1 protein-coding gene is annotated in these 268 nt (G+C 66.4%); it reads left to right on the plus strand.

All coding sequences use genetic code 11. The features are described 5' to 3' along the window. The coding region (locus SB719_RS20440) for a hypothetical protein (RefSeq protein ID WP_412159783.1) at positions 1–268 on the plus strand (268 nt) is incomplete at both ends.

Raw genomic sequence — 268 nt, forward strand, 5'->3', positions numbered from 1 at the left:
TATTGGAAAGACCTTGGGCTCCTCGTCCCTGAAGCAGTGGCAGCCGAACATCGTGAAGCAGTACACGCTGAAGGGCTCGCTGTGGGGAGTGCCGCAGCTGGCGGACCCCGGCATCGGGCTCTTCTACAACGCCGACCTCCTGAAGAAAGCGGGTCTCTCCCCCGCGTCGCTCGCCGGCCTCCACTGGTCGCCGGTTCTTAAGGAGACCGCGCCCCCCCCGATCCTGACGAAGCTTAACGCGCTTGCCCCCGGCCGGACCGCGGCGATC

The sequence above is a fragment of the Pantoea sp. SIMBA_079 genome, assembly GCF_046940275.1.
Taxonomy (GTDB): domain Bacteria; phylum Pseudomonadota; class Gammaproteobacteria; order Enterobacterales; family Enterobacteriaceae; genus Pantoea; species Pantoea borealis.